General features: G+C 70.3%; 17 protein-coding genes. 7 read left to right on the plus strand and 10 right to left on the minus strand.

Translation table 11 applies throughout. The annotated features are described in order from the left end of the window. Positions 1 to 16: 16 nt before the first annotated feature. Both BM109_RS08390 and BM109_RS08395 read left to right on the plus strand, forming a co-directional pair. Positions 17 to 1,501 carry a MocR-like pyridoxine biosynthesis transcription factor PdxR gene (locus tag BM109_RS08390; protein WP_093342034.1) on the plus strand — a complete coding sequence of 495 codons (1,485 nt, stop codon included), beginning with the start codon at positions 17 to 19 and terminating at the stop codon, positions 1,499 to 1,501. 108 nt (positions 1,502 to 1,609) lie between these two features. Continuing rightward, the gene (locus BM109_RS08395) at positions 1,610 to 3,886 is read left to right on the plus strand and encodes a DNA/RNA non-specific endonuclease (RefSeq protein WP_143129119.1); all 2,277 of its coding nucleotides are present in this window, start codon (positions 1,610 to 1,612) and stop codon (positions 3,884 to 3,886) included. Positions 3,887 to 3,895: 9 nt separating this feature from the next. On the opposite strand, the gene BM109_RS08400 is transcribed toward BM109_RS08395, so the two are convergent. The 4 genes from BM109_RS08400 to BM109_RS08415 all read right to left on the minus strand — a co-directional run bounded on the left by BM109_RS08400 (position 3,896) and on the right by BM109_RS08415 (position 9,599). Further along, positions 3,896 to 4,477, minus strand: a complete 582-nt coding sequence (locus BM109_RS08400; RefSeq protein WP_093342037.1) for a methylated-DNA--[protein]-cysteine S-methyltransferase — start codon at positions 4,475 to 4,477, stop codon at positions 3,896 to 3,898. Between the two features lie 15 nt (positions 4,478 to 4,492). Next, positions 4,493 to 5,716, minus strand: coding sequence for a YbfB/YjiJ family MFS transporter (locus BM109_RS08405; protein WP_093342038.1), 1,224 nt, complete (start codon positions 5,714 to 5,716; stop codon positions 4,493 to 4,495). A 71-nt stretch (positions 5,717 to 5,787) separates the two neighbouring features. Continuing rightward, positions 5,788 to 8,859, minus strand: a complete 3,072-nt coding sequence (locus BM109_RS08410; RefSeq protein ID WP_093342040.1) for an FAD-binding and (Fe-S)-binding domain-containing protein — start codon at positions 8,857 to 8,859, stop codon at positions 5,788 to 5,790. A gap of 32 nt (positions 8,860 to 8,891) precedes the next feature. Further along, positions 8,892 to 9,599, minus strand: a complete 708-nt coding sequence (locus tag BM109_RS08415; protein ID WP_093342041.1) for a GntR family transcriptional regulator — start codon at positions 9,597 to 9,599, stop codon at positions 8,892 to 8,894. A gap of 131 nt (positions 9,600 to 9,730) precedes the next feature. On the opposite strand from BM109_RS08415, the gene BM109_RS08420 reads away from it, so the two are divergent. The 3 genes from BM109_RS08420 to BM109_RS08430 all read left to right on the plus strand — a co-directional run bounded on the left by BM109_RS08420 (position 9,731) and on the right by BM109_RS08430 (position 12,897). After that, positions 9,731 to 10,975, plus strand: coding sequence for a pyridoxal-phosphate-dependent aminotransferase family protein (locus tag BM109_RS08420; protein ID WP_093342043.1), 1,245 nt, complete (start codon positions 9,731 to 9,733; stop codon positions 10,973 to 10,975). A 139-nt stretch (positions 10,976 to 11,114) separates the two neighbouring features. After that, the gene (locus tag BM109_RS08425) at positions 11,115 to 12,092 is read left to right on the plus strand and encodes a Bug family tripartite tricarboxylate transporter substrate binding protein (RefSeq protein WP_093342044.1); all 978 of its coding nucleotides are present in this window, start codon (positions 11,115 to 11,117) and stop codon (positions 12,090 to 12,092) included. 13 nt (positions 12,093 to 12,105) lie between these two features. Beyond that, positions 12,106 to 12,897 carry a fumarylacetoacetate hydrolase family protein gene (locus tag BM109_RS08430; RefSeq protein ID WP_177239284.1) on the plus strand — a complete coding sequence of 264 codons (792 nt, stop codon included), beginning with the start codon at positions 12,106 to 12,108 and terminating at the stop codon, positions 12,895 to 12,897. Here BM109_RS08430 and BM109_RS08435 read toward each other — a convergent pair. Continuing rightward, the gene (locus BM109_RS08435) at positions 12,846 to 13,808 is read right to left on the minus strand and encodes a LysR family transcriptional regulator (protein WP_093342046.1); all 963 of its coding nucleotides are present in this window, start codon (positions 13,806 to 13,808) and stop codon (positions 12,846 to 12,848) included. The genes BM109_RS08430 and BM109_RS08435 overlap by 52 nt on opposite strands. Before the next feature lie 103 nt (positions 13,809 to 13,911). Between BM109_RS08435 and BM109_RS08440 the strand changes: the two genes are divergently transcribed. Beyond that, positions 13,912 to 15,102, plus strand: coding sequence for an MFS transporter (locus BM109_RS08440; RefSeq protein ID WP_093342048.1), 1,191 nt, complete (start codon positions 13,912 to 13,914; stop codon positions 15,100 to 15,102). Positions 15,103 to 15,135: 33 nt separating this feature from the next. Continuing rightward, complete coding sequence (locus BM109_RS08445) at positions 15,136 to 16,185, plus strand: aldo/keto reductase (protein WP_093342049.1); 1,050 nt, start codon at positions 15,136 to 15,138, stop codon at positions 16,183 to 16,185. On the opposite strand, the gene BM109_RS08450 is transcribed toward BM109_RS08445, so the two are convergent. The 5 genes from BM109_RS08450 to BM109_RS08470 form a co-directional block, all read right to left on the minus strand. Next, positions 16,169 to 17,065 (minus strand): 2OG-Fe(II) oxygenase, encoded by an 897-nt coding sequence (locus tag BM109_RS08450; protein WP_093342051.1) that lies wholly within the window; start codon positions 17,063 to 17,065, stop codon positions 16,169 to 16,171. The genes BM109_RS08445 and BM109_RS08450 overlap by 17 nt on opposite strands. 13 nt (positions 17,066 to 17,078) lie before the next feature. Further along, positions 17,079 to 17,732 carry a hypothetical protein gene (locus BM109_RS08455; protein WP_143129121.1) on the minus strand — a complete coding sequence of 218 codons (654 nt, stop codon included), beginning with the start codon at positions 17,730 to 17,732 and terminating at the stop codon, positions 17,079 to 17,081. Between the two features lie 49 nt (positions 17,733 to 17,781). Further along, the gene (locus BM109_RS08460; protein ID WP_256222431.1) at positions 17,782 to 18,414 is read right to left on the minus strand and encodes a hypothetical protein; all 633 of its coding nucleotides are present in this window, start codon (positions 18,412 to 18,414) and stop codon (positions 17,782 to 17,784) included. Continuing rightward, complete coding sequence (locus BM109_RS08465) at positions 18,411 to 19,811, minus strand: cytochrome-c peroxidase (protein WP_256222433.1); 1,401 nt, start codon at positions 19,809 to 19,811, stop codon at positions 18,411 to 18,413. The genes BM109_RS08460 and BM109_RS08465 overlap by 4 nt, the downstream gene beginning before the upstream one ends. A gap of 177 nt (positions 19,812 to 19,988) precedes the next feature. After that, a complete protein-coding gene (locus BM109_RS08470; RefSeq protein WP_093342054.1) occupies positions 19,989 to 22,427 on the minus strand; it encodes an alkaline phosphatase family protein in 2,439 nt (812 codons plus the stop codon). Positions 22,428 to 22,678 lie beyond the last annotated feature (251 nt).

Below are 22,678 nucleotides of genomic sequence, written 5' to 3' on the forward strand. Positions count from 1 at the left end.
CATTTCGGAGAAAGCGATAAGGCCACTTTCGAGCCCCCCGCAGGCCCGGCGCACGCCGTCGAGCCTCGATCTCGCGACCGAGCCGCCGCTCGAGGGCGAGGCCAAGCAGGCGTGGATCTACCGCCAGATCCGCGCCCGCATCCTCGACGGCGCGCTGGCCAAGGGCGCGCGCCTGCCCTCCACGCGGCAGCTCGCGCAACGCTGGCAGGTGTCGCGCGTGACCGTCGACGCGGCCTACGACCAGTTGCGCAGCGAGGGCTACCTGGTCAGCCGGGCCGGATCGGGCACCTACGTGGCGGCGCAGGTGCCCGACCGCTTCTTCGAGGCCGGCGACGCGAAGCGGCGCCCGGCCACGCCCCGTACGCGGCCGGCCTGGAAGACCGACATGGCGCCGCTCGCCGCCACCGAGGCCCACCAGGCCTTCATGGCACGCGTGGCCGATCCGGCGCTATTCCCGCTCGATCTCTGGCGCCGCACCTTGCAGGCCAGCGCGCGGCGCGTGACCGCGGCACAACTGTCCGACGACGATCCCTTCGGGCTCCCGGCATTGCGCGAGCAGATCGCCGGCTACCTCGGGGTGGCGCGCGGCATCGCCTGCGAGGCCGAGCGGATCGTGATCGTCTCGGGCATCCGCGAAGGGCTCGACCTCTGCGCGCGGCTGCTGCTGGCGCCCGGCGACAAGGTGCTGCTCGAGGACCCCGGCTACCTGCATGCCGCGCCGATCTTCGGCCAGCACGGCCAGCAGTTGATCCATGTCCCGATCGATGCCGAAGGCTTCTCGGTCGCGCAGGCGCGCCAGCATGCGGGCGCGCGGCTCGCGCACGTCACGCCGGCGCACCAGTCGCCCAGCGGCCTCACGATGCCGGTATCGCGCCGCCTCGAACTGCTGTCGTGGGCCGAGGCCGCGAAGGCCTGGGTGGTCGAAGACGACTACGACAGCGAGTTCAGCTACGACAGCGCGCCGTTGCCGGCCCTCAAGAGCCTCGATGCGGCCGACCGCGTGATCCACTGCGGCAGCTTCAACAAGACCCTGTTCGGCGCGCTGCGCATCGGCTACATGGTGCTGCCGCGCGCGCTGGTCGCCGACTTCCGCCGTGCCTGCCACATCGCCGGGCGCTCCACCGGCGTGATCGAGCAGATGGCGCTGGCCCGCTTCCTCGAGAGCGGCGACTTCGCACGCCACGTGCGGCGCGCGCGCATGGTCTATGCGCAGCGGCGCGACCTCGTGCTCGGCGGCCTGCGCGCGGCGCTCGAGCCCGCGCGGCTGCATGTCACCGGGGAACACGCGGGCTTCCACCTCGTGTGGTGGCTGCCGCCGGACATGGCGCTGGCGCCGTTCCTGCGCGCGGCCGCGCAGCGCGGGCTGCGCTTCCAGGCGATCTCGGATTTCTGCCAGCGCAAGGACCTGCCGCCGGGGCTGGTGATCGGCTACACGGCGATGGACGACGAGGCGCTGCGCCGGCACGTGGACGAACTGCGGCGGCTGATCCAGAACGCCTGACGCGGCCGTGCCTTTGCATCGTCCTGTCATCAAGGCCCTTTAAAAGGCGAGCGAGACGGTCCGTAAACCCGCAATCGCCGCCGCCCCCGCGGCCAGTTGGAGGAGAACATGAACGAGCCCGCCCATATCGGTGTCGCCGCGCGCCAGCGCATCCAGCAGCAGGCCGAGCAGATCCAGCGCTCGCTCGATGCGATCGGCGCCGGCCGGCCCGGCGATGCCGAGCCCGAGATGCTGCGCCGCAGCGCCGTGCTGCAGCGACGGATCGGCCTGCCGGTGCAGGAGGCCGCGCGCGAGGCGCCGCATTCGGGCGCGGAGAAGGTCTGGGGCAAGACGATCGACTTCGTCGATGTCGCGTTCCTGCAGCGCGGCGCCTATGCGGCGCGCGCCGTGGCGCGGATCGTGACGCGCGACGGCCAGGGCCTCGGCACCGGCTTCATGATCTCGCCCGTGCTGTTCCTCACCAACAACCACGTGATCGGCTCCAAGGCCGATGCGGCGGACCTGCTGGTGGAGTTCGACTACGAGCGCGACCTCGCGGGACGCCCGCGCGTGCCCACGCGCTTCGCCTTCGCGCCCGAGGCCTGCTTCCTCACCAACGACCAGGACGACCTCGACTACACCGTGCTGGCGGTCGGCGGCCGCCTGAGCGGCCCCGGGGTGCTCGCGGGCTACAGCTTCCTGCCGATCTCGGCGGCCCGCGACAAGCACCAGCTGGGCGACCACGCCAACATCGTCCAGCACCCCGACGGCCGCATGAAGGAAGCCGTGCTGCGCGAGAACCAGCTGGTCTCGCGCGCGAGCACCACGCTGCACTACGTGGCCGACACCGAGCCGGGTTCCTCGGGCTCGCCGGTCTTCAACGTGCTGTGGCAGGTGATCGCCCTGCACCACTGGGGATCGCCGCACCGCGACCTGCTCGACCAGAACGGAAAGCAGATCGCCAAGACGGTCAACGAAGGCATCCGGATCAGCGCCATCGTGACCGACATGAACACGCGCAAGAGCGGCCTGCCGGCGCGCGAGCGCGAGAAGATCACCGAGGCCATCGCCGCGGGCCTGGATCCGCAGGTGGTCTCGTCCGTCGAGGCCGCACCGGCCGTGGCGCATGACGCTTCGCTCGGTGCGTCGGTCGACGTGGCCAGCGACGGCACGGCGACCTGGACCATCCCGCTGCGCGTGAGCGTGCAGCTGGGCGGCTACCCGGCCCGCAACGGATCGCCGACGCCCGCGCAGGACGTCGCGCCGCAACCGCATGCCGACGCGGCGCCGTCGAGCACCGGCGAAGAGGCGCGGGTCCAGGTCGATCCGGACTACGGCAACCGCGACGGCTACCAGCCCGACTTCCTGCCCGGCGTTGCCGTTCCCCTGCCCAAGCCGCGCGGTGCCGCGGCCCTGCGGGCGGTCTCCGTCAACACGCGTCCCAAGGCGGGCCGGCCCAAGTACGAACTGCCGTACGAGCACTTCAGCGTGGTGATGCACAAGAAACGGCGGCTGGCCTGCTTCACCGCCACCAACATCGACGGGCGCCTCGCCAAGAGCTACGACCGCAGCACCGGCGTCATCGCCGCCTTCCATCCGGGCGAGGAGGAAGCGGACGAGGCCCCGGAGGCCAGCGAGCTCTGGTTCATCGACCCGCGCATCCCCGAGGAAGAACAGACCCCGCCCGCGCTGTACGCGGGACAGACGGCCTACGACGCACAGGGCGCGGCCATTGTCGACAAGCGCAAGGCGGACCATGCGAACCGGATCTTCCAGCAAGGCCACCTGACGCGCCGGCAGGATCCGCTCTGGGGGCCGGACGACATCGTCGTGCGCGCCAATGCCGACACCTTCCACGTGACCAACCGGTCGCCGCAGGTGGGCTTCTTCAACATGGGCAAGAGGAAGCCGGGCGCCGAAGCGGCCGCGCACGCGGGCGGCACCCTGTACTGGCGCGCGCTCGAGGACTTTGTGCTCAACAACGCGGTGGCGGACCAGGCGCGCGTCAGCGTGTTCACCGGACCGATCTTCGACGACGAGAACGACATTCCCTGGGACCGCGGCATGCCCGGGATGGCCGGGTTCAAGGCCCCGCGCGAGTACTGGAAGATCGTGCTGCGGGTGGAGGACGGCCGCCTGCAGGCGACCGCCCTGAGCATCGACCAGACGCCGCTCATCGACTACGTGCCCGAGGCCACGCTGTCAGAAGCGGCCCTGGCGCGCGTGAGCTTCGAGAAGGTGAAGCGCTACCACGTGAGCATCGCGGAACTGGAGCGCAGGACCGCGCTGGATTTCGGCGCGAAGGTGCGCGGCGCCGACACCCATCCGGGCGGGGAACGGCGCGAGGTCGCGTCCTTGAGCCAGCTGCTGAGCGTTCCGCGCGCGCCGGGCCGCCGGCGCCGCTGAACCTCGCGCCTAGAACAGCGACGCCATCCCGTTGGGCCGCGCGCCCTCGATGTCGAGCATCCTGAGCTTGGTCAGCGCCCCGCCCCCGGCCGAGAAACCACCGGGCTTGTTGCCGGCAGCGAGCACGCGGTGGCACGGCACCACGGGCGCGAAGGGGTTGAGGCCCATGGCCTGGCCCACCGCGCGCGCCAGCGTCTTGTCGCCCAGTTCCTCGGCGATCTCGCCGTAGGTGCGCGTCTGGCCCGGCGGAATGCGCCGTGCGAGCTCGTAGACGCGCCGATGGAAATCGGACAGGCCGCGCATGTCGAGCACGATGTCGCGCAGGTCGTCCTGCGCGCCTTCGAGCAAGGCTTGCACCGCCGCGATCGCGCGTCGCGCCTCGGCATTCGGCTCGGCCTCGGGCAGCTCGGGAAAGCGCTGGCGCATGCGCCTGAGCGCGGGCTGCAGCGTGGGGTCATCCTGTGGCAGCTGCACGCCGACCAGCCCCCGCGGCCCCCAGGCAATGCCGCAGACGCCGAGCGCGGTATCGAACACGGCGAAGCCCGGCACGGCGGACGCGTCGGCGAGCTGGCGCGTGTCAGCGGTATCCATGGCGAAGCCCTCCGTTCATGCGGGTTCCAGCGCATGCTGGCGCGAAGCCAGCACGGCTCCGAGCCACAGCGCGATCGCCGACCCCACGAGGCCGCGCGCCAGCCCGCCCGGGCCGTCGGAGATCCAGCCGGTGATGGTCGGGCCCACGATCTGGCCGAAGGCGAACACGATGGTGAAGACGCTGATGCCCTGGGCCCAGCGCGAGGACGGCAGGTTGTGGCGCACCAGCGCGGTGGTCGAGGCCACCACCGAGAGGAACACGCCGCCGAACAGCAGCCCCGAGACCAGCGCGATGGGCGCCGAGGCGCTGAGCACCGGCAGCAAGGTCGCCACGCCCAGCAGCCCGTTGAGCAGCGCCTGCGGCTGGCCGCCACGGTAGCGGTCAAGCAGCCCGGCCCACAGCCGCGACGAGGCGATGCAGGCGATGCCCAGCAACGCATAGAACAGCGTGACGAAGCCCGCGCTCGCGCCCTGCTCGCGCAGCAGCGCGATCACGAAGGTCATGTAGCCGATGTAGCCGATGCCGAAGAAGGCATAGCCCGCGAGCGCCCAGCCGAAGCGCCGCAGCGCGACCGGTGCGCCGGGTGCGGCACCGGAAGCCGAAGTGGCGGACACGGGCGCGGGTCGATCGGGCAGCGCGCGGCCGGCCCAGGCCAGCAGCACGGTCGCCACGCCGCTGGCCACCGCCAGCGCCCACCAGGCCCAGGCCCAGCCATGCGGTTCGCCCGCGGCGGCCTGCAGCACCTGCGGCACGAGCAGCGCCGAGGCCAGGATGCCGAAACCGGTGCCGCCGTAGTAGATGCCCAGCAGCAGGCCGCCGCGCGAGGCGTCGGCCTCGCCGAGCCGCGCGGCCATCAGCCCGCCGGCCACGAACACCCAGGCGCTCGCGATGCCCGCGAGCAACCGCTGCAGCAGCAGCGCAGGCGCCGCGGTGACGAAGCCGCTGCCGGCCATGAACAGGCTCGCGAGCACCGCGCCCACCACCAGCAGCCGGCTCACGCCGAAGCGCCGCATCAGCGCCGGCGTGACCAGCGCGCCGACCAGGTAGCCGACCGCGTTGGCGGTGTTCATGCCGCCCGCCAGCGCATAGCTCCAGCCGAGGTCGTCGCGCATCGGCGGCAGCAGCAGCGCATAGGCGAAGCGCGTGATGCCGAGCGAGACGGCCGCGCCCATCGACAGGGCGAAAGCCAGCCGCAAGGTGGGCGGCACGGGGGCGGAGGAAGTCAGGGTGGTCGACATCGGGCGGTGCGCGGGGATGCACCATTCTGCGGCAGCCGGCGCCGCCGCGCTGTCGCGCGTGAATCGGCCGCTCAGTGCGCCGCGGCGTCCGCGTGCACCAGCAGCCGCTCGAGCAGCACCGCCACGTGCATCGCCTCGCGCTGCGCGCCGTCGGCGATCTGGTGCCGGCAGCTCGTGCCGTCGGCCACCACGATGGCGCCGGGCTTGGCGCGGATCGCGGGCAACAGGCTGGCTTCGGCCATGCGCATCGAGACCTCGTAGTGGCTGGCCTCGTAGCCGAAGCTGCCGGCCATGCCGCAGCACGAGCTCTCGATGAGTTCGGGCGCGGCGCCCGGGATCAGCTTCAGCACCTCGAGCACCGGGCTCACCGCGCCGAAGGCCTTCTGGTGGCAGTGGCCGTGCAGCAGGATCGGCGCCTCGGCCGGCTTGAGCGCGAGCTCGAAACGGCCGGCGCGGACCTCGCGCGCGACGAACTCCTCGAACAGAAGCGCCTGCTTGGCCACGGTCTCGGCCTTCTCGCCGAAGCCCATCACCAGCGTCTCGTCGCGCAGCGTGAGCAGGCACGAGGGCTCGAGGCCCACCACCGGCACGCCCGCGCGCGCCAGCGGCAGCAAGGCATCGATCAGGGCCTCGGCCTTGCGTTTGGCTTCCTCGACCATGCCGCTGGCCAGGTAGGTGCGGCCGCAGCAATGGTGCGCGCCGCGCTTCTCGACCGTGTGCAGCACATAGCCCGCGGCCTGCAGCACGCGCGCGGCCGCGAGCGCGTTCTCGCTCTCGAAGGTGCCGTTGAAGGTGTCGACGAACAGCACCGCGGCCTTGCCGCCGCGCCGCGCGATCGCCAGCACGGTGTCGCGGTCGGCGAACAGGCCGGGCTCGCCGTCCTTGGCGCGCCAGAAGGTGTCACTGCGCCAGGCCGGCAGCGAGCGCCTGGCCGAGAAACCCAGCAGCTTCTCGCCGAGCCAGGCGGCGCCCGGCACGCTGTTGCGCAGGTTCAGGAGCCACGGCAGCCGGCTCGCGCGGTGTGCGTAGTCGGGCAACTGCGCCACCAGCCGGTCCTTGAGCGTGTGGCCGTGGCGCCGCTTGTAGTGGGCCAGGAACTCGATCTTCATCTTCGCCATGTCCACGCCGGTCGGGCAGTCGCGCTTGCAGCCCTTGCAGCCCACGCACAGGTCCATGGTCTCGTGCAGGGCCTCGCCGGTGAAGGCATCGGGGCCGAGCTGGCCCGACAGCGCCAGCCGCAGCGTGTTGGCGCGGCCGCGCGTGAGGTGCTGCTCGTCGCGCGTGACGCGGTAGCTCGGGCACATGGTGCCGGCGTCGAACTTGCGGCAGTGGCCGTTGTTGTTGCACATCTCGACCGCCTTGGCCAGGCCGCCGGTGCTGTCGCCGCCGGTGCCGGGCGCGGAGGTCTGCTCGGTCACCGGGTCGGCATTCACGTTCCAGGCCGACCAGTCGAGCACCGGCTTGAGTTCGATGCGGCGATAGGGCTTGGGCGCGGTCGGCGGCGCGAAGCGGAACAGCGCGCCGTCGTCCATGCGCGGCGGGTCGATGATCTTGCCGGGGTTGAACAGGCCGACGGGATCGAGCTTGTGCTTGATCGCGCGGAAGGCCTCGTTGATCGCGGGCCCGAACTGCCACTCGATCCATTCGCCGCGGCACAGGCCGTCGCCGTGCTCGCCGCTGAAGGCGCCCTTGTATTTGCGCACCAGCGCCGAGGCCTCCTCGGCGATGGCGCGCATCTTGGCGCCGCCATCGGCGCGCATGTCGAGGATCGGCCGCACGTGCAGGGTGCCGACCGAGGCATGCGCATACCAGGTGCCGCGCGAACCATGGCGTGCGAACACCTCGGTCAGCGCGTCGGTGTACTCGGCCAGGTGTTCGAGCGGCACGGCGCAGTCCTCGATGAAGCTCACCGGCTTGCCGTCGCCCTTGAGGCTCATCATGATGTTGAGGCCCGCCTTGCGCACCTCCCAGAGGTTCTTCTGGCGCGCCTCGTCGGGCATCTCGACCACGCTGCCCGGCAAGCCCAGGTCGCCCATCAGTTCCACCAGTCGAGCCAGCGCCTGCAGCAGCGGCGCCTTCTCGGCGCCCGAGAACTCCACCAGCAGGATCGCGGCCGGCTTGCCGATCAGCGCGGTCTGCACCGTGGGCTTGAAGGCCGGGTTCGCGAGGCTCAGCTCGATCATCGTGCGGTCGACCAGCTCGACCGCGGTGGGTCCGAGCTTGACGATGTGCTGCGCGGCATCCATGGCCGCATGGAAGGTCGGGAAGTTGACGATGCCCAGCACCTTGGCGCGCGGCAGCGGCGCCAGCTTGAGCGTGAGGCTGCGCGTGTAGGCCAGCGTGCCCTCGGCGCCGATCAGCAGGTGCGCGAGGTTCACGCTGCCGTCGGCCGTGTAGGGCTTCTCGCTCTGGTTGTCGAAGATGTCGAGGTTGTAGCCGGCCACGCGGCGCATCACCTTGGGCCAGTTCGCCGCGATCGCCTCGCGGTGCTGGCGCGCGAGGCCGCGCACGAACTGCGCGATGCCCGCGGCGCGCACGCCCAGCGTGCCCACGGGCCCGAAGTCCACCAGCTCGCCGCTCGACAGCCAGGCGCTCGCGCCAAGCACGTTGTGCACCATGTTGCCGTAGGCGATGGAGCGCGAGCCGCAGGAGTTGTTGCCGGCCATGCCGCCCAGGGTGGCCTGGGCGCTGGTCGACACGTCGACCGGATACCAGAGGCCGTGCGGCTTGAGCTGCGCATTGAGATGGTCGAGCACCAGCCCGGGCTCGACGGTGGCGGTGCCCGCTTCGAGGTCCAGGTCGAGCACGCGCCGGAAATGCTTGCTGTTGTCGATCACCAGCGCCGCGCCCGTGGTCTGGCCGCACTGACTGGTGCCGCCGCCGCGCGCGAGCACCGGCACCTTGAGCTCGCGCGCCACGTCGATGGCGGTGGCGATGTCGCGCTCGGTCTTCGGCACGAAGGCGCCCACGGGCGTGATCTGGTAGATCGAGGCGTCGGTGGCGTAGCGGCCGCGCGAACCCGCGTCGAACAGCACCTCGCCCTGCGTCTCGGCGCGCAGGCGGCGCGCCAGCGCCTCGCAGGTGTCGTTGGGCGGCAGGACGGTTCCGGCGGGCTGGATGCGGCTGGCGGGTTCGATGAGCATCGTGGGTTTTCTTTTTTTGGGGGGAAGCGCGCTCAGGGCGCCTTGGAACGGGTCTTCTTCGCGGGCGGATAGATCTCGCCCTCGCGCAGCAGCTCGAGCACGGTGTCGCGCTTGCGCAGCACGTGCGCGACCAGCACCTTGCGCATGGCGGCGGCATCGCGCGCGGCCAGCGCCTCGATCATCTGTTCGTGCTCGGCCACCGCGTTCTTCCACTTGGCCTCGTTCTGGTTGGTGCGAAAGCGCAGCGACTGCACGCGCGCATTGATCGAGCGGTAGGTGTTCGACAGCACCGGATTGCCCGCGGCCTCGTTGATCGCCGAATGGATGCGCGCATTGAGCCGGTAGTAGCCCGAGAGGTCGTGGCGCGCATAGCAGGCCAGCATCTCGTAGTGCAGCGCGCGCACCTCGGACAGCTGCTCCTCGGTGATGCGGCGCGCGGCCAGTTCGCCCGACATGCCCTCGAGCATGGACAGCACCTCGAAGGTGTCGATCACGTCGGCCTCGGTGAGCTTGACGGCCACCGCGCCGCGGTTGGGCAGCAGGTCGACAAGGCCCTCGGCCGCGAGCAGCTTGATCGCCTCGCGCAGCGGTGTGCGCGAGACGCGCAGCTGCAGGCAGAGCTCGCGCTCGTTGAGCTTGGCACCCGGCGCGATCAGGCCTTCGACCAGCATGGTGCGCAGCCGCGCCGCGACCTGGTCGTGCAGCGCGAGACGGGAGATTTCGATGATTTCGGCGGTCATGGGATGCGTTCTTTGGGCCTCGTGATTGCATTTTGAATGCAAAAAAGAACACCCACAACCCTTGAATTTCAGGGTAAACCAGCAGAACAAAATGAATTTTGAATGCAAAACTGGCGCCGAAAGGACCCGCCATGCTGCAACTCGACCTCCATCCCACCGGCCGTCACTTCCTCCAGATCCCCGGCCCCAGCCCGGTGCCCGACCGCATCCTGCGGGCCATGAGCCTGCCCACCATCGACCACCGCGGGCCCGAGTTCGGCACGCTGGGCCTGAAGGTGCTCGGCGGCATCCAGCAGATCTTCAAGACGAAGCACCCGGTCGCGATCTACCCGGCCTCGGGCACCGGCGCCTGGGAGGCCGCGCTCGCCAACACGCTGAGCCCGGGCGACCACGTGCTGATGTACGAGACCGGCCACTTCGCCTCGCTGTGGCAGAAGATGGCCACGCGCCTGGGCGTGTCGACCGAGTTCCTCGCCTATGCGGGCAGCGACGACCAGTTGCCGAACGCGCCGAGCTGGCGCCGCGGCGTGCAGGCCGAGCTGATCGAGGCGCGGCTGCGCAAGGACACCGAGAAGAAGATCAAGGCCGTGTGCGTGGTGCACAACGAGACCTCGACCGGCGTCACCTCCGACATCGCCGCGGTGCGCCAGGCCATCGATGCGGCCGGCCATCCGGCCCTGCTGATGGTCGACAGCATCTCGGGCCTCGCGAGCGCCGACTTCCGCCATGACGAATGGGGCGTGGACGTCACGGTCAGCGGCTCGCAGAAGGGCCTGATGCTGCCGCCGGGCATCAGCTTCAACGCGCTCTCGCCGCGCGCACTGGAGGTGTCCAAGAGCGCGAAGCTGCCCAAGGCCTTCTGGGCCTGGGACGAGATCGTCGAGATGAACAAGGACGGCTACTGGCCCTACACGCCCAACACCAACCTGCTCTACGGCCTCTCGGAATCGCTCGACATGCTGCTGGGCGAAGGGCTGGACAACGTGTTCGCGCGCCACCGCCGCTGGGCCGCGGGCGTGCGCGCCGCGGTCCAGGCCTGGGGCCTGCCGATCCAGTGCGCCGACCCGGCCGTCTATTCGCCGGTGCTCACGGGCGTGATCACGCCCGAGGGTGTCGATGCCGACGCGCTGCGCCGGCTGATCCACCAGCGCTTCGACCTCTCGCTGGGCACGGGCCTGGGCAAGCTCAAGGGCCGCATGTTCCGCATGGGCCATCTCGGCGACAGCAACGACCTCACGCTGGTGGCGATGGTCGCGGGTGTCGAGATGGGCATGAAGCTCACGGGCATCAAGCTCGCGGGCAGCGGCGTGCAGGCGGCGATGGACCATTTCGCGAGCCATGCGGCCGCGCCGGTGGCGCTGAAGAAGGCCGCCTAGCGACACAGGGAGCCTCGATCGATTCCAGGCCGCAGCGCGCCGCTCGAACGGCGCGGCGGCCTCGGCGCGAGGGCCGCACGGACATGCGCCCTTCCCGCCCCGCATCCGACACACCCATCCATCCACGGAGACAAGCACGATGCAACGACGTTCCCTGATCCAGGCCGCGACCGCCGCGGCCGCCACGCTGGGCGTGCCCCGGCTGTTCGCGCAGGACTGGCCCAACGCGCCGGTGCGCATCGTGGTGGGCTTCCCGCCGGGCGGCGGCACCGATGCGCTGGCGCGCGTGGTGGCGCAGAAGCTCACCCTGATGTGGAACCAGCAGGTGATCGTCGAGAACAAGGCCGGCGTGGCCGGCGTGCTCGCGGCCGACTACGTGGCGCAGCAGCCCAGCGACGGCAGCACGCTGCTGATGGCCCACATCAACAGCCATGCGCTCGCGCCCAGCCTGCAGCCCAAGCTGCGCTACAGCGTGGAACGCGACTTCGTGCCGATCGTGCTGGTGGGCGTCACGCCCAACCTGCTGATCGCGAGCCCGGCGCAGAAGGCGCTCACGGTGAAGGACATCGTGGCCGCCTGCAAGGCCGCGCCCGGCACGCTGAGCTTCGGCTCGGCCGGCGCGGGTTCGGCGCAGCACCTGGCGCTCGAGATGTTCAAGCTGCAGGCGGGCGTCGATGCGCTGCACGTGCCCTACAAGGGCAGCGGGCCGCTGCTGGCCGACCTGATGGGCGGGCAGATCCAGTACAGCTTCGAGACCATGACCGCCGCCACGCCGCACGTGAAGAGCGGCCGCGTGCTCGCCGTGGCGCAGACGCGCACCCAGCGCGCCAAGGGCCATCCAAACGTGCCGACCATGCAGGAGCAGGGCTTCCAGGGCTTCGAGGCCACCACCTGGTACGGCCTCGCGGGCCCGGGCAAGCTGCCGGCGCCGATCGCGCAGAAGGTTAACCGCGACGTCAATGCCGTGCTCGCCATGCCCGACGTGCAGGAGAAGCTCGACACCTACGGCGCCGAGGACGGCGGCGGCTCGCAGGACAAGTTCAGGCAGTTCATCCACACCGAGATCGCCAAGTGGGCCAAGGTGGTGAAGGACGGCAACGTGCGCGTCGAATCTTGAGAAGATCGGCGGCATGAACGCACACACGACCACCCTGCCCCCTGCTCTTTCCGCGCTGGCCGACGCCCTCGTCGCCGCGCGCCGCGCCGACCGCACGCTCGATGCCGTGCCCTGGCTCGACACGCTGCACGAGCCCGCCGAGGCCTACGCGGTGCAGGATGCGGTGGCCGCGGCGCTCGGCTGGTTCGACGCGGGCACCCTGCCCGGCTGCTGGAAATCCGGCGGCGGCTCGCGCGGCGCGACGCTCACCCATGCGCCGCTGCCGCCCGCCGGCGTGCGCCAGAGCCCGGCCGATTGCTCCGACCTCGTGTTCCACCAGCCCGGCATCGAGGCCGAGATCGCGCTGCGCCTGGGCCGCGAGGTCACGCCGGCGCTGGCCGCCTCGCTCGCGCAGGAAGACGCGGCCGCGCTGGTCGATGCCATGACCGTCTCCATCGAGGTCTGCGATGCGCGCTGGCAGGACCGCGAGGCCGCCACGCCGTTGCTGCGGCTGGCCGACTCGCAGGTGCACGGCGCGCTGGTGCTCGGCGAATGGCGACCCTTCGCCGCCATCGACTGGGCCTCGCAGCGCTGCGAAACGAAGATCGGCAACGCCGACACGGTGGTGCGCGAAGGCAGCCATCCGCTCGGCGATCCGGCCTGGCTGCTGCCGATCTGGCTGCGCCATCTCACGCGCCATGGCCAGACCGTACCGGCCGGCACGGTGGTCACCACGGGCTCGTGGATCGGCCTGCTGCCCTGCGCGCGCGGCGATCAGGTGACGGCCGATTTCCCCGGCATCGGCGCCGTGCGGCTGCGCGTGTAGCGCCCGCCGCCCACGCCCGAGCAGGCCACGAGGAAGTCGAGCACCGCGCGCACCCGCGCCGGCAGGGTGCCGGCCTTGCCGATGTAGACCGCGTGGATCGGCTCCACCTCGTTCGGGTTGAACTCCTCGAGCAGCGGCACCAGCCGGCCCGCGTCGATGTCGTGCTGCGTGTGATAGAGCGACAGCCGCGTGATGCCCGCGCCCGCGATCGCGAGGTGGCGCAGGGTCTCGCCATCGCCCGCGCGCACCGGGCCGGCCACCGGCAGCAGGATCGTCCTGCCGTCGATGCGGAACGGCCAGTCGGGCGCGCTGCGCCGGTAGGTCCAGCCCAGGCGGCTGTGCGCCTCGAGTTCCTGCGGCGTGCGCGGCGTGCCGTACTTCGCGAGGTAGGACGGCGCGGCCAGGATGGTCTGGCTGGTGTCGCCGATGCGCCGCGCCACCAGGTCGGAGGCCGGCAGCTGGCCCCAGCGGATCGCGATGTCGGCGCGCTCGTCCATCAGGTCGACGATGCGGTCGGTCAGCGCGATGTCGAGCGTGATCTGCGGATGCTGCTCGATCAGCCTGGGCACCAGCGGCACCAGCATGTGGTGGCCGAAGGACACGCTGGCATTGATGCTGACCCGCCCGCGCGGCGCCGCGCCGGCGGCCGCGCAGCGCTCGGCCTCGTCCATGTCGGCCAGCACGCGGTGGCTGCGCTCGTAGAAGTGCAGGCCCTCGGGCGTGAGCTGCAGCTTGCGCGTGGAGCGGTGCACGAGCTGGATGCCCAGCCGCGCCTCGAGCCGCGCCACCAGCTTGCTGACGGCCGAGGGCGTCATGCCCAGCAGCCGCGCGGCGGCCGAGAAGCCGCCCGCGTCGACCACCTGCACGAAGGCCTCCATCTCGCCCGAACGGTTGACCTCGATGCGCGGCATGGCGTGTTCCCCGGTGGATTCGGCTTGTGAGTTGAATTCACAAGTGCGTTGACCAGCGGCATTCTAGTCAACGAGGGACTTCGTCCGCACAGTACAGGGCATCATGCCCATCGCTCTACTCGCCCTCACCGCCGGTGCCTTCGGAATAGGCACCACCGAATTCGTCATCATGGGCCTGCTGATGCAGGTCTCGACCGACCTCCAGGTCTCGATCACGGCCGCCGGCCTGCTGATCTCGGGCTATGCGCTCGGGGTCGCGGTCGGCGCGCCGCTGCTCACCATCGCCACCCGCCGGCTGCCGCGCAAGACCGTGCTGCTGGCGCTGATGGCGATCTTCACGCTCGGCAACATCGCCTGCGCGCTGGCGCCCAACTACGAACTGCTGATGGGCGCGCGCGTCATCACCTCGCTCGCCCACGGCACCTTCTTCGGCGTCGGCTCGGTGGTGGCCACCGGCCTGGTGGCGCCCGAGCGTCGCGCCTCGGCCATCGCCATCATGTTCACCGGCCTGACTGCCGCCACCCTGCTGGGCGTGCCCTTCGGCGCCTGGCTGGGCCTGCACTTCGGCTGGCGCGCGGCCTTCTGGGCCGTGGCGCTGATCGGCGTGGCGGCGCTCGCGGTGCTGGCCGTGTTCGTGCCCCGCGTCGAGGGCGAGGCCAGACCCGCGCCGCTGCGCGAGGAGATCGCCGTGCTGGCCCGGCCCCAGGTGCTGCTGGGCCTGGCGATGACGGTGCTCGGCTTCGCCGGCGTGTTCGCCGTCTTCACCTACATCCAGCCGCTGCTGACCCAGGTCACGGGCCTGTCGGAATCCGCCGTGTCGCCGATCCTGCTGGTGTTCGGCGGCGGCCTGGCCGTGGGCAACATCCTCGGCGGCCGGCTGGCCGACCGCGCCGTGATGCCCGCGGTGCTCGGCACGCTGGCCGTGCTCGCGGTGGTGCTCGGCAGCATGCAGTTCGCGATCGGCACGCCGATCGCGGCCGTGGTCTTCGTCGGCCTGCTCGGCGTGGCCTCCTTCGCCACGGTGGCGCCGATGCAGCTGCGCGTGCTCGAGAAGGCCTCGGGCGCCGGCCAGAACCTGGCCTCGAGCCTCAACATCGCGGCCTTCAACCTCGGCAATGCGCTCGGCGCCTGGGCCGGCGGCGTGGTGATCGACCATGGCCCGGGCCTGCGCGCGCTGGGCTGGGCCGCCGCGCTGCTGACCGTGGCGGGCCTCGCGATCGCGCTGTGGAGCCGCGCGCTCGACCGCCGCGGCGACCGCGCCCTGCCCGGCGATTGCGCCTCGGTGCGCGCCTGATACATCCCGCATTCAAACAAAGGAGAAGTTCTCATGGAACAACGCTTTCTCGGCCGCTCGGGCTTCAAAGTGCCCGCCCTCGGTTTCGGCGCCGGCACCTTCGGCGGACAGGGTCCGCTGTTCAGCGCCTGGGGCAACACCGGCACCGACGGCGCGCGCCGCATCGTCGACATCGCGCTCGACGCCGGCGTGAACCTGTTCGACACCGCCGACGTCTATTCGAACGGCGCCTCCGAGACCATCCTCGGCGCCGCACTCAAGGGCCGGCGCGACAAGGCCATCGTCTCGACCAAGCTCTCGCTGCGCGCGGGCGACGGGCCGAACCAGGTCGGCGCCTCGCGCCACCACCTGGTGGGCGCGACCGAGGCCGCGCTGAAGCGGCTGGGCACCGACTACATCGACATCCTGCAGTTGCACGCCTTCGACGCGATGACGCCGGTCGAGCAGGTGCTGGGCACGCTCGACGCCCTCGTGAAGTCGGGCAAGGTGCGCTACATCGGCATGTCGAACTTCTCGGGCTGGCAGCTGATGAAGTCGCTCGCGGCCTCCGACCGGCTCGGCCTCGAGCGCTACGTGGCGAACCAGACCTACTACTCGCTGGTCGGGCGCGACTACGAGTTCGAGCTGATGCCGCTGGGCCTGGACCAGGGCGTGGGCGCGATCGTCTGGAGCCCGCTGGGCTGGGGCCGCCTCACGGGCAAGATCCGGCGCGGCCAGCCGCTGCCCGCGGGCAGCCGGCTGCACGAGACCGCCGGCTTCGCGCCGCCGGTGGACGACGAGCGCCTCTACCGCGTCGTCGACGCGATGGACATCGTGGCCGAGGAGACCGGCAAGACCCATGCGCAGATCGCGCTCAACTGGCTGCTGCAGCGGCCCACGGTGGCCAGCGTGCTGATCGGTGCGCGCGACGAGGCGCAGCTCACGCAGAACCTCGGCGCGCTCGGCTGGCAGCTGAGCGACGCGCAGATGGCGCGGCTCGACACGGCCAGCGCGATCACGCCGCCCTATCCCTACTACCCGTACTGGAACGGGCAGTTCGCGGAGCGCAGCCCGGTGGCGGTGCCGCTCAACGCGCCGGCCTGACTTCGCCGGCCGACACGAAGCGCCGCGCGCGCATCCACTTGGTCACGACCCACTTCTCGCCGCGCGTCACGGGCGCGCTCGCATGCAGCGAGCGCGCGTCGACGCGGCCCTCGTCGTCGCCGTACTCGAAGTAGCAGGCATTGCCGCGGATCGGCGACATCGCCAGGCCCAGTTGCGGAAAGACGGTCTGGCCGCCCTCTGGCACGTCGTTGAGGTAGGTCACGAGCGTGCTCACGCGCTGGCCGCTGCGCGCGATCGATTCGCGGTTGGCCAGGTTGCTCGGCGCCAGGTAGTCGTGGTGGGGCTCGCTGCCCGCGCCCTCGGGATAGTGCAGCAGCTGCAGGCCCTCGCCATTCTCCAGCGGCAGGTTCATCAGTGCCGACAGCCGCCGGTCGAGGCGGGCCACCAGCTCGTTCTCGGCCAGGCGAAAGAACATGCCCCAGCTCGCGCGCCGGTCGCTGACCACGTCGCGCCCGCTCATCGGATCGACCAAGGTGGAAGGCGCGAGACGCGGCCGTGCCATCTCGATCAAGGCTCGGCATTCCTCGGCATCCATCACGTTGCCCAGCGAGGCATGGACCGGGTCCTCGCCGCGCGCATGCACGACGATCTCGCGGTCGATTGCCTGGATCCGCGTGCCCTGCGCGAGCCGCATCGCGGGCTTGGCGGCGGCCGCGTCCGACAGCTCGACGGCATCGGCCGGCATCGGCGCGCCGCGCTGCCGCGCATCCACATGGGCCGCGACGATGGCCTGCGCGGCGCGTTCGTTCATGCCCTTGCCTCGCATGGTGGCGACCAGCGCCTGCGGCATCTGGCCGGCATCGAGCATGCCCTTGAGCCAGCGCCCCAGCTCGGGGGAGAAGCGCACGACGGTGCTCATGGCCAGCCGCGGCTCAGACGGGACCCAGGTGCGGCACCCAGCCCTTGTCGCCGCGCGTGAAGCCCTGGCGCAGCTGCAGCGGGCCGTTGGCGCCATTCATGATGCGCGCGACCATCGGGAACACGCGCTGCGCGTCGGGGTCCTGCATCCACGGCGCCGGCTCGATGCGGTAGGTGTAGCTCACCACGGCCATCGGATGGCTGGCGTCGGCGCCGGCCAGCTTCACGTCGACGATCTTCTCGCGCTGCAGGTGCGCCACGCAGAAGTCGTTGGCATGTTCGGCATCGCGGGTCGCATGCGAATGCGGCTTGTAGAACTTGCGGCCCTCGTCGGTCAGCTCGAAGCGCTTGACCGCGCCGTCGGGGTTCTCGGCGCTCTTGGGCGCGGCGACGATGGTGCTGCGCACCAGGCCCAGCTTCTCCATCACCGGGAACTGCACCGCATGGCGCGCGCCGGAACCGGCCTCGGCTTCGGTCAGGTCGATCGGCCAGTCGAACATCGCGAGGCAGATGTCGCCGCGCTCCGCCAGGTAGGCATCGAGCGGGGCCGCGAGGTTCTCGGCCGTGGGTGCGTTGGCGTCGGGGCCGGCGCTGCAGGCGGCGAGCGCGCAGAGCGCACCCATCGCGGTGAGGGTCGTCAGGGTCTGGAACGAGGAACGGAGAGTCATGGGGTTCTGGTGGATGTATCGGGTAGCCATGGCGCGGGTGGTTGCGGACTCAATGCAGGTCGAGTTCGTCCGCGACCCAGCCGCGCCGCGTGAGGTGGACGCCGAGGCGCATCTGCATCGTTCCCTCGCGCTGGATCGCGCGCGCGAGCAGCGGAAACGCCTGCTGCACCTCGGGCGCGGTGGCCCAGGGATCGAGGGCGATGCGGTAGGTGAAGAGCAGCGAAGTCGTGGTGCGGTCGTCGCGGGTCTGCGGCGGATCCCAGCCGACCAGGCGATCGAGGCTCAAGGTGGCTGCGCAAAGATCGGCCGGGTGCACGACGGTCTGCGTGGTGGTGCGCACCACCACGGGTAGCTGCAGGTAGTGCTGGCGCCCGGCGTCGGTCAGCGCGTATTCGCGCGCGGCCGCGACGTCCTTGCCGGCCACGAAGCCGAGCTTCTCGAGCAGCGGCATCTGCTGCGCATCGGGCGCCTGCGAGCCGGCCGGCACCGTGATCGGCCAGTCGTACTTGGCCAGGCACACATGGCCGCGCTGCGCGAGGTAGTCGTTGGCGGTCGCGGTGAAGTTGTCGCGGTTCGGAAAGCGCGCCTCTTCGTTGCCGCAGGCGGTCAGCACGACCATCGGCAACGCCAGGCACGCGGCGATGCCGAAGCGCCGCCAGAGGCTGGAGCGCGGGCCCGTCATTTCGCGCACCGGTCGGAAGCCGACGACGTGGCGGACGGCTGGTAGCCGTCGCTCAGCGTGCCGAGGAAGCAGGTCAGGTCGGCGATCTGCTCGGCCGTCATGGCCGGTGCCGATCCCGGTGCGCGCGGCCTGGTGCCGCTGGCGGCCGTCTTGTCGCCGCCCTCGCCCGTGCCCAGCGGCATTTCCTCGTCGACATTGCCCTGCTGCGCGCGCGGCAGGTCGTTGTACTTGCGCACCGTCGCGCCCGGCACGGCCGTGGGCTGCAGCGCCCAGGCCGGATTCGCCTGCGCCGCGCCGTTGCCGTCCTTGTCGGCCGGATACCAGTATTCGGGATGGGTGTCGCGCGTGTTGTAGAAGTTGAGCACCTGCTCCATCGAATGGAACACGCCATTGTGGAAGAAGCTGCCGCGCGTCGCCACGTTGCGCAGCACCGGCACCTTGAACATGCCGCAGTACGGGTTCGCCGTGTCCGGCGTGGCGGGCATGTGGTCGGTGCGGAAAGGACCGCACAGCCCCATGTCGAAGTACTTCGGATCGTCGTTGGCCGGGATCGGATCGGGATTGTTCGGAATCGAGCGGTCGTTGCGCGGCGCGGCCAGCGCCTGGTAGGTGAAGTCGGTCATCAATCCGGTGTTGCCATTGAAGTTGGCGCCCGTGTAGTGGCAGCCCGAGCAGTTGGCGACGCCGCTGCTGTGGAACAGCACCTCGCCGCGCCGCTCCGCGGGTGTCAGCACGCCGCCGATCTTGTTGAAGACATAGAGGTCGTACTTGCTGCTGTACGGGTGGAAGCTCAGGTCCTCGGTCTCGAGCGCCTGGATCGCCTTGCCGAGGTCGTCGAAGGCCAGGTCGGTGTCGTCGAAGACCTGGGCACCGAAGGCCTGCTTGAACAGCGCCGCATAGCTGCCCTCGCGCACCGCCTTCACCACCGCCTCCTTCGACGCGGCATTCATCTCGACCGGGTTGAGCAGCGGCAGCGCGGCCTGCGCCGCCATCGTGGCCGCGCGACCGTCCCACATGAAGCCGCCGCCCGGCGACTCGGAGGTCACACCGTCGGGGTTGGGTGCGTTGTCGTCGTAGGCCGGCGTCGATTCGCGGTAGCGCAGCGAAGGCACGGCGCGCGCGCCGGTCTGCGCGATGTCGGAACCGAGCTGCACCGAGATGCTGTTGGGCGGGCCATAGGCGTACTGCGGATCGTGGCAGCTCGCGCACGACATGTTGCCGCCGCCCGAGAGCCTCTTGTCGAAGAAGGCCAGCTGGCCGACCTGGGCCGGCAGGCTCAGCACCGGGGCGCGCGCAACGGCTGTCCCTTTGGCCGCTGCCGGATCGGTACCGTTGCAGGCCACCAGGGCCCACAGCGCGGCCGCGAGCACCATGCCGAGCGCGACCGTCTTTTCCATTGCCAAGTTCATCATTCAACGTTGCATCCCGCGAAGGCGGCCGGGCCGCCTTGCGGGATTCGGAAACCTGAAACGCCAGATTCCAGGCGGTCCGCAACGGATCCCGTCTGGAATGGCATGGGGGAACGGAGCCGCGGGGCGAAGCGATCCACCTCGCCCCGCGGATCGTCCTTCGGCTTACTTCGTCGCCCAGACGTTGACCTGGCTCGCGTCGGGTCCCACCTGCGGCGTGATCTGGCCTTCGAGCTCGTTGCCCTTGTCCGGATTCTTCACGCCGACGATATCGGCCGGATAGAGCTTCTGCGCGTAGCCCGCCGGAATCACGTAGGCATGGTTGATCGGCCGCACCGAGTCGAAGTGCGTGTCCGCGCTGCCCGAGTACTCAGGCAATGCCTGGATGTTGGCCAGGATGAAGGCTTCGGTGTACTTGGCGCGATTCAGGTAGCTCGCATCCACGGCCGGGTCGGCGATCTGGAACATGTCCTGCAGCGTGCGCACGAACGAGAAGTGGCTGTAGGCATCGCTGTCCACCACCTGCTTCTTCGCGCCGCCCACGTCCTGCTGGTTGCTGATGATCCCGAAGATCGAGTTGCCGTGGCCGAAGTTGCCGTTGCTGTAGTTGAGCGGCGGCGCGGTCGGCAGACCCTTGCCGCTCGCATCCACGGTCAGCGGCGTGGTCTTCGAATTCGAGCCGCCGGCATTCCAGCCGCAGCACGAACCGTTGTTGCCGCCTTCGCCTTCGTCGTACATCACGACGATCGCCACGCGCTTGTTCGGGTTCTTCCACAGCGCCGAGTTCTGGATCTTCTTGACCACCATGCCGAGGTAGATGTCGGCGCGCTGCACGCCATTGGCCTGGCCGTTGTTGTTGCTCACGCAGCTGGTGTCGGTGCCGACGCCGTGCATGTCGTCGCACTGGTCGGGCACCACGAAGTTGATGTTGCCCACGTCGCCGGTTTCCAGGTCCTTGCTGAACTGGTCGTAGATCCAGCCGCTGGGCGTGCCGTAGACCGAGGTCTTGAGCCAGTCGGCTTCCTGGTACTGGGTGCCGAAGATCGTGCGGTTGGTGGCCACGAACTCGGGCAGGTTGCGCGCATCCTGGAAGGCGATCGACGGGCCGTGCTTGACCTTGTAGAGACCGTTCCCCACCGCGTAGTTGGCCGTGCCCACGAGGCTGGGCGTGGAACCGTCGAGGTTGGTGACGCCCAGGCGGCTCGCGTCGTAGGTGGCGGCCACCTGCGCATCGGCGATGCTGTCGGCGCGCACGTCCTGGCCGGGGTTCATCGACTCGCTGTAGGTGCGGATCGTGCGGCCGGTCTTCGACATCAGCGTGAACAGGTTGTCGCCGGGGATGTTGTGCACGGTGCCGGTGGTCGGCGTATCGCTGCAGGCCGCGCCGGCGGTCGTGCTGTAGCCGGCACGGGTGGTGCTGTTCGCCGGCGGCAGGTTGGCCTGCGCGGGCAGGGGCTGGCCGTCGGACGCCGTACCGCCCTTGAACGCGACGTCGGTGACCACGTAGGGCGTGCCCGCGACGGCGCCGCAGCCGAACCAGTTGTCGTCGGTGATGCCGAAGTCGTCGCCGCCGCCCAGCGCGGTGTAGTTGGGCTCGGACGGATTGCCGGTCGAGTAGTAGGTGCTGAGCTGGTTGTACTTCTTGAGGATGTAGTTGATGTTGACGGCGCGCGGGTTGTCCACGATCACGTCGGTCGACTTGTTCTCCTCGATGATCACGAAGATGTTGTCGTAGGCCGGCACGCCTTCGACGTTGAAGGCTGCCTGCTGCGCCTGCGCGAAGGTGATGTCGCTCTGGGTCTGCGTCGGCTGCGAGCGCGTGACGCTGCTGCCGTCCTTGTTGCTGATGGTCACCGACGCGTTCTTCAGCCGCGGGTCGCCGCCGGCCACCGCCAGGTTGTCGGGGAACGGGTCCTTGCGATCGAGCTTGGCCGTGGCGTAGGTGTAGCGGTTGGTCAGCTCGTTGTCCTGGTACAGGGCCGCGTACTGGTCGGTGCCCTTCAGGCCGTTGACGTCGGCCAGCGGATCGGTGAGCGCGGCCGTGCCGAGGTTGAAGGTGGGCACGTTCAGGCGCGCGAGCAGGTTGGCCTTCTCGGCCTTGTAGCTGCTGCCGTTGGCTTCCACCAGGCGCTGCGCTTCGCTCGACAGCGGGCTGATGACGATCTTGGCCGCGCCCTGGTCGGCGATCTGGTCGGCCGAGGCGCGCAGGATCAGGTGGCTCGCGACCTTGGCGCCGGTGGCCGTGTTGGTCGCGGAGGTGCCGATGTCGGCCACCAGCTGGCCGCCCTGGGTGGTGGTCAGCGTGAACTTGCCGCTGGCATCGGTGGTGGTCGAGGCTTCGCCGCTGTCGAGCACGCCATTGCCGTTGGCATCGACGAAGACCGTGGCCTTCGCGTAGTAGCCGGCCTTGAGCGTCGGGTTGCCCGTGTTGCTGCCGGGCACGTAGCCGCTGGCGGCCACGACGCCGCTGAGGGTGGTGCCCGTGGGCGGCAGGAAGGACACGCCGCCGTCACCGCCGCCGCCGCAGGCGCTGAGCACGGAGGCTGCGAGCACCGTGAGCGCGGGGCACAGCAGGCCGGTCTTGATCTTGTGGATGGGTTTCAAAGTCGACTCTCGATCGTTGGGGAATGCGAACGGACGCACGGATTCGCCGAATCCGGCGGCCCTTGATTCAAGGACCGGTCGATGGTGGTTTTGCCAAATGTCAGTCCGAAGGCAGCAGACTTAGGCGCGCGTTAGCGCTTTCTTCCGCCCTCGAGAATGCCGCGCGCACGAGCGCACGCGGCGTGCGCGGCACGCCGCAAAAGCAACGGACTTGCAATTTCGCGCCTGCGATCGGGGCGCGGTCAGGGTGC

This window comes from Variovorax sp. PDC80 (assembly GCF_900115375.1).
GTDB lineage: Bacteria > Pseudomonadota > Gammaproteobacteria > Burkholderiales > Burkholderiaceae_C > Variovorax.

Bases quoted from the DNA above. Each gene is read 5' to 3' on its own strand.
- BM109_RS08465 (WP_256222433.1), bottom strand. From the start codon at position 19,811: ATGGAAAAGACGGTCGCGCTCGGCATGGTGCTCGCGGCCGCGCTGTGG.
- BM109_RS08395 (WP_143129119.1), top strand. From the start codon at position 1,610: ATGAACGAGCCCGCCCATATCGGTGTCGCCGCGCGCCAGCGCATCCAG.
- BM109_RS08405 (WP_093342038.1), bottom strand. From the start codon at position 5,716: ATGTCGACCACCCTGACTTCCTCCGCCCCCGTGCCGCCCACCTTGCGG.
- BM109_RS08450 (WP_093342051.1), bottom strand. From the start codon at position 17,065: ATGAGCACCGTCGTGCGCTTCTCCCCCGAGCTGGGGCGCTGGCTCAAG.
- BM109_RS08440 (WP_093342048.1), top strand. From the start codon at position 13,912: ATGCCCATCGCTCTACTCGCCCTCACCGCCGGTGCCTTCGGAATAGGC.
- BM109_RS08410 (WP_093342040.1), bottom strand. From the start codon at position 8,859: ATGCTCATCGAACCCGCCAGCCGCATCCAGCCCGCCGGAACCGTCCTG.
- BM109_RS08445 (WP_093342049.1), top strand. From the start codon at position 15,136: ATGGAACAACGCTTTCTCGGCCGCTCGGGCTTCAAAGTGCCCGCCCTC.
- BM109_RS08430 (WP_177239284.1), top strand. From the start codon at position 12,106: ATGAACGCACACACGACCACCCTGCCCCCTGCTCTTTCCGCGCTGGCC.
- BM109_RS08460 (WP_256222431.1), bottom strand. From the start codon at position 18,414: ATGACGGGCCCGCGCTCCAGCCTCTGGCGGCGCTTCGGCATCGCCGCG.
- BM109_RS08435 (WP_093342046.1), bottom strand. From the start codon at position 13,808: ATGCCGCGCATCGAGGTCAACCGTTCGGGCGAGATGGAGGCCTTCGTG.
- BM109_RS08420 (WP_093342043.1), top strand. From the start codon at position 9,731: ATGCTGCAACTCGACCTCCATCCCACCGGCCGTCACTTCCTCCAGATC.
- BM109_RS08455 (WP_143129121.1), bottom strand. From the start codon at position 17,732: ATGACTCTCCGTTCCTCGTTCCAGACCCTGACGACCCTCACCGCGATG.
- BM109_RS08400 (WP_093342037.1), bottom strand. From the start codon at position 4,477: ATGGATACCGCTGACACGCGCCAGCTCGCCGACGCGTCCGCCGTGCCG.
- BM109_RS08415 (WP_093342041.1), bottom strand. From the start codon at position 9,599: ATGACCGCCGAAATCATCGAAATCTCCCGTCTCGCGCTGCACGACCAG.
- BM109_RS08425 (WP_093342044.1), top strand. From the start codon at position 11,115: ATGCAACGACGTTCCCTGATCCAGGCCGCGACCGCCGCGGCCGCCACG.